The 4549-nt window shown below is 45.7% G+C and carries 4 protein-coding genes; 3 read left to right on the forward strand and 1 reads right to left on the reverse strand.

Annotation, left to right across the window (positions count from 1 at the left end):
• Positions 1–227 precede the first annotated feature (227 nt).
• The gene (locus QUA16_RS35770) at positions 228–581 is read left to right on the forward strand and encodes a hypothetical protein (RefSeq protein ID WP_333109509.1); all 354 of its coding nucleotides are present in this window, start codon (positions 228–230) and stop codon (positions 579–581) included.
• A gap of 96 nt (positions 582–677) precedes the next feature.
• Here QUA16_RS35770 and QUA16_RS35775 read toward each other — a convergent pair whose 3' ends face one another.
• Positions 678–1772 carry a RuBisCO accumulation factor 1 gene (locus QUA16_RS35775; RefSeq protein ID WP_333109507.1) on the reverse strand — a complete coding sequence of 365 codons (1095 nt, stop codon included), beginning with the start codon at positions 1770–1772 and terminating at the stop codon, positions 678–680.
• A 227-nt stretch (positions 1773–1999) separates the two neighbouring features.
• On the opposite strand from QUA16_RS35775, the gene QUA16_RS35780 reads away from it, so the two are divergent.
• Positions 2000–3214: a transposase gene (locus tag QUA16_RS35780; protein ID WP_333109506.1), complete on the forward strand. Its 1215-nt coding sequence runs from the start codon at positions 2000–2002 to the stop codon at positions 3212–3214.
• 62 nt (positions 3215–3276) lie between these two features.
• On the forward strand, positions 3277–4221 hold the full coding sequence (locus QUA16_RS35785; RefSeq protein WP_333109504.1) for a response regulator: 945 nt from the start codon (positions 3277–3279) through the stop codon (positions 4219–4221).
• Positions 4222–4549: the final 328 nt, after the last annotated feature.

Consider the following 4549-nt stretch of genomic DNA (forward strand, 5'->3'; position numbering starts at 1 on the left):
AACAAACTACATTGAAATTTAGTCGGATTTAACTGTAGCATATTTTGGGTTCCAGTTAAGATGCGTTTACCCTGGATATTGACCTTCGTAAGCAGCATACCATGCAGAATATTTATTGCCAGGATCGAATTTTCCACATTCAACTAATTCCATGTATATCTCCTTTTTGGTTTCAATCCCCTTGCAGGGAAAAGTGAATAGCGACTCTACTGATTCACTCTCCGGGAATGCGACACCTCTTTCAGGACAATTTAAGTTTCAATTCCCCTGTAGGGAAAAATGAATTGCGACGTGCCGCCACTGACCCGTTTGGCCACTCATCAGTTGGTAGGGTGTGTCGCTTGCAGACCATATTTGGAGCAAATCGAATATCTGGTAGCGACGCACCAAGTACCGAAATATTACGATCGCACTTAATACGATCGAGGAAGAAGTTGGTAGGGTGTGTCGCTTTCAGACGATATTGGGAGCAAATCGAATATCTGGTAACGACGCACCAAGCGCCCAAATATTACGATCGATCGCACTTGATATCATTCCCAATTGAAAATCGCCAATCGCAAATGGTATATCGCAAATAATATAAGGTGCGTCGCGATGAGATTTTGGATCTTTGTTTAGGATTTTCGCTCGCGACGCACCCTACGAATGACTGCCAACTAACAACTAACAACTGACTAATCATCAATTTGCCATCCATCTTTGGTATAGTCTTCATCCACAATCTTTTTGGGACGCATCACCAGAACAACTCGCCCCAAAATAGGAATATCCGGGGATTGTTCAAACCAGTACAATTCTAAATTGCCAGCGTTATCGGCTAGGAAATAACTCTCAGCATCCCACTGTCTTTGGGCTCGATCGGCAATAATCAAAACTTCTTCTACTTTGCCTTGCAGCGGTACCGGCAATTTATCGCTCATTCCCAAAACCGCCACCGGATCTTCAGCGTTCAAAATTACCTGCCATCCGGGAATCGCCACCCAAGCTCCCGCTCCGGAAAATTTTACCATTCGGAACGGCTCGATTTCCTCCGGTAAAGGCACTGCCAGCAAATCTCTGGTAGAAAGCGGCAATTTGCCTACAACCGGGACAACGCGCGGCAATTGTTCCTCGGTATCGAGCCGGTAGACTGGCAAGCGGGGCGCTTCCCGTCTCGGAACTACGGTAAAATCAACCAGCAACTGCTCGATTTGCGCCCTAGCGGTTTGGCTGCTAGCTAATTTTAAACCGCGAGCAATTAAGCGCGATCGCTCTTGCAAATCGCTTTTCTGTCTCGCTAATTGCCAGCATTGGTAAGCCATAGCATCGCCGGGAGTGTCTGTGAACCCTTGGGGGAGACTCCCGAAGTGCGAAAACTCCTTGATCGCTTTAGCAACTTGGCGAGCATCGTCAACATCCAAATTGTGGGTTAGCATCAAAGCAGCCGCCCCGGCCCGCTCTACTTGAGAGAGAATTCGAAACTCGTATAAGATATCACTACCTTTGCCCAAAAAGTGCGATCGAACTTCCTCTGAAGCCCCAGCATTTACCATGCTGGTGTAGACTTGGGCTGCGACGCTGACTTGATTTTGCTGAATTGGCTCAAAACCAGTTTCTTCAAAAATCCTTTGAGAGTTGTAGCCAGCTTTTAGCAGTGCAGTGCAGGCTTGTCCCCACTCTACCCAAGTGCCTTCTTTTCGGCGGAGCGATCGAATTAACTTTTCGGCATCCACAGCATTGGTGGAGGGTGCAGATGCAGGAGGGGAGGAATCTTGCGGTGTATCAGTCATAATTGAATCAAAAACTAGCGCTAAGTTATGTGTTATTGGATACCGGCAAGGCTCGTGTCGCGGCAGAGCGATAGATTAATAGTAAGTGAGTTATGAGACTATTGTTACCGGAAAACGAGAGGAAAGCCCCCGACTTCAGGCGTGGGGATGAACTCGGCAGCGGATGCGGCCGCCTACAGTCTTAGAAAAATCCTGGTTGATTTCTAAAAGCATGATATGATTATATCATGCTAACAGTAACTCACGAGTACAAACTACGTCCAACCAAATCTCAAGTTCAAATATTTGAGATTTGGTTGTCTGTTTGTCGTCAGGTTTATAACTATGCCTTGCGAGAACGGAAAGATTGGGTGAATTCTCGTAAGTCTTCTGTTAATGCTTGTTCGATAGTTGGTGAGTATATTATCTCACCGGATACTCCTAGACCAACCTATGCTAGTCAGTGCAAAGGTTTGGCAGAAGCTAAGAAGCATTGTCCCGAATTAAAGACCCCTCATTCGCAAGTATTGCAGCAAACTTTAAAGGCTTTAGAGTCGGCATTTGTGGCAATGTGGGATAGAGGGCATGGGTTTCCTCGCTTCAAAAAACGGATGCGCTCGTTTGTTTTCCCGGCTGTTAAGGATGCAGCAGTGGAGAATGGAAAGGTTAACCTGCCTAAGATTGGGTGGGTAAGGATGAAAATGTCTAGACCCACACCAGAGGGTTTTCTACTCAAGCAAATTAGAGTAGTTAAAAGGGCATCAGGATATTTTGTCATGCTGACCTACCAGTTAGCAGTCAACCTGCCCGCTCGCCCACCGTCAGGACATCCATTAGGGGTAGATATTGGGCTTGACAAATACCTCGCAACTTCAGATGGAGAATTAGTCAACAGACCGAGATTTTTTCAGGCACTTCACCGCGAGTTGAAATCACTGCAGCGAAGATTAAAGCATCAAAGAAAAGGGTCTAATAATTGGCTTAATCTCCAGAAAAAGATTGCTAGAATTTATCAAAAAATCAGTGATGCCAGAAAGGATTGGCACTATAAATTAGCTCATAGGTTATGTGACCAAGCAGGAATGATATTCGTTGAGGATATCAATTTTAAGGCTTGGGCAAAGGGGATGTTCGGTAAACATACTCTCGATGCAGCCTATAGTCAATTCTTCTCGATTCTGTCTCATGTGTGTTGGAAGCGCGGGGTGTATTTTGCTCGTGTTGATAAAAACTATACGAGTCAAATTTGCCCCCAATGTGGAACCCATACTGGTAAGAAAACCTTGGATGTCAGAATCCATAGTTGTCAGTCGTGCGGGTACACCACTGATCGCGATACAGCAGCAGCACAAGTAATTAGAGACAGAGGTATCCTTGCGGTCGGGCAGCTCGTGAGTAAAACAGCTTCTGGAGGCGTTCTATCGGGGATCGATAGTAATATCGGTCTAGAGTCGAGCCTGTGAGAGAAGAATCCCCCGCATTCTATGCGTGGGGAGTGTCAAGAAGGGGAGTTTATCGTATTGTTATGGATAATGCCATTTCAGAGCTAGATCAAATTAAACGCCAGCTCATGACCCTACACAGACCGAAAAAGCCCAAAATGCTGGTAGTAGACGACGAACCAGACAATCTGGATTTACTCTACCGCACTTTCCGACGAGATTTTAACGTTCTCAAAGCTGAGAGCGGAATTCGCGCCTTGGAAGTCCTCGGCATCGAAGGCGAGGTCGCCGTCATCATTTCCGACCAGCGGATGCCCGAAATGAAGGGGACGGAGTTTTTGAGCAAAACCGTACCCCAGTTTCCGAATACGGTCAGAATTATCTTGACTGGTTTTACGGACATTGAAGACTTGGTGGATGCGATTAACTCAGGACAGGTTTACAAGTATATCACCAAGCCTTGGGACCCGAACGAACTGAAAATGGTGGTGCAAAAGGCGGCCGAGACTTATGAAATTCTTAAGCAGCGGACTGAGGAATTGGATCGCGCCCAAAATCAAATACAACTGTTAGCAACAATCATGCAAACGGCTGGGGATTATCCGAGTTTGGAAGCAATTTTAGATCCAATTGCTACTGCTATAAGTGATAATTTTTTGGCGGACTCTTGCATTTTGCAACTGGTGGAAGGAAATGTTTTAAGGCCACTCCAAGGCAGTCACACCACTGGTGCAACTGTCGAAAATTGGCTGGCAGATGATCCTCTGGTTCGAGAAGCAATTACCTCTCAAACTATTCAGGGTGCTGTGAATATTGCGCTCGACACCAACCTAGCGAGTTTGCCACACTATCAGAAATCCGGCATTCAAGCTCACCTGAGCATCCCAGTGATTCACAAAGGTCGATCGATCGCCCTGATTTCCATGCAGTGGAAACAACCTTGTTCCCTGCGCCCCGACGAACTCACAACAGTTCACCTCGCCGCTCAAGAAGTTGCTTTGGTATTGACGAGTTTTCAGGGTCATTAGTCATCAGTCATGAGTCATCAGTCATCAGTCATTAGTCCTTAGTCATCAGTCATTAGTCCTTAGTCCTTAGTCATCAGTCGGCTCGGTGCCTGGAGTCGAGAATGATAGCAAACCAATGATTATAGACAAAAAATCACCGATCGCTAACAAATAAAAAAGCATTAATGACTGGCGACAGCATGACATGAATGCACGGATTAATTATTTTTCCTGATGACAAATCACCAAGGGCTAATGACCAAGGGCTAATGACTAATGACTAATGACCAATGACTAATGACCAATGACTAATGACCAATGACTAATGACCAATGACTAATGACCAATG

It is taken from the genome of Microcoleus sp. S13_C3, from assembly GCF_036700905.1.
Classification (GTDB): Bacteria; Cyanobacteriota; Cyanobacteriia; order Cyanobacteriales; family Microcoleaceae; genus Microcoleus.

What these genes read in the sequence shown, in the direction of transcription:
- QUA16_RS35780 (WP_333109506.1), top strand. Translation starts at nt 2,000, where the DNA reads ATGCTAACAGTAACTCACGAGTACAAACTACGTCCAACCAAATCTCAA.
- QUA16_RS35785 (WP_333109504.1), top strand. Translation starts at nt 3,277, where the DNA reads ATGGATAATGCCATTTCAGAGCTAGATCAAATTAAACGCCAGCTCATG.
- QUA16_RS35775 (WP_333109507.1), bottom strand. Translation starts at nt 1,772, where the DNA reads ATGACTGATACACCGCAAGATTCCTCCCCTCCTGCATCTGCACCCTCC.
- QUA16_RS35770 (WP_333109509.1), top strand. Translation starts at nt 228, where the DNA reads ATGCGACACCTCTTTCAGGACAATTTAAGTTTCAATTCCCCTGTAGGG.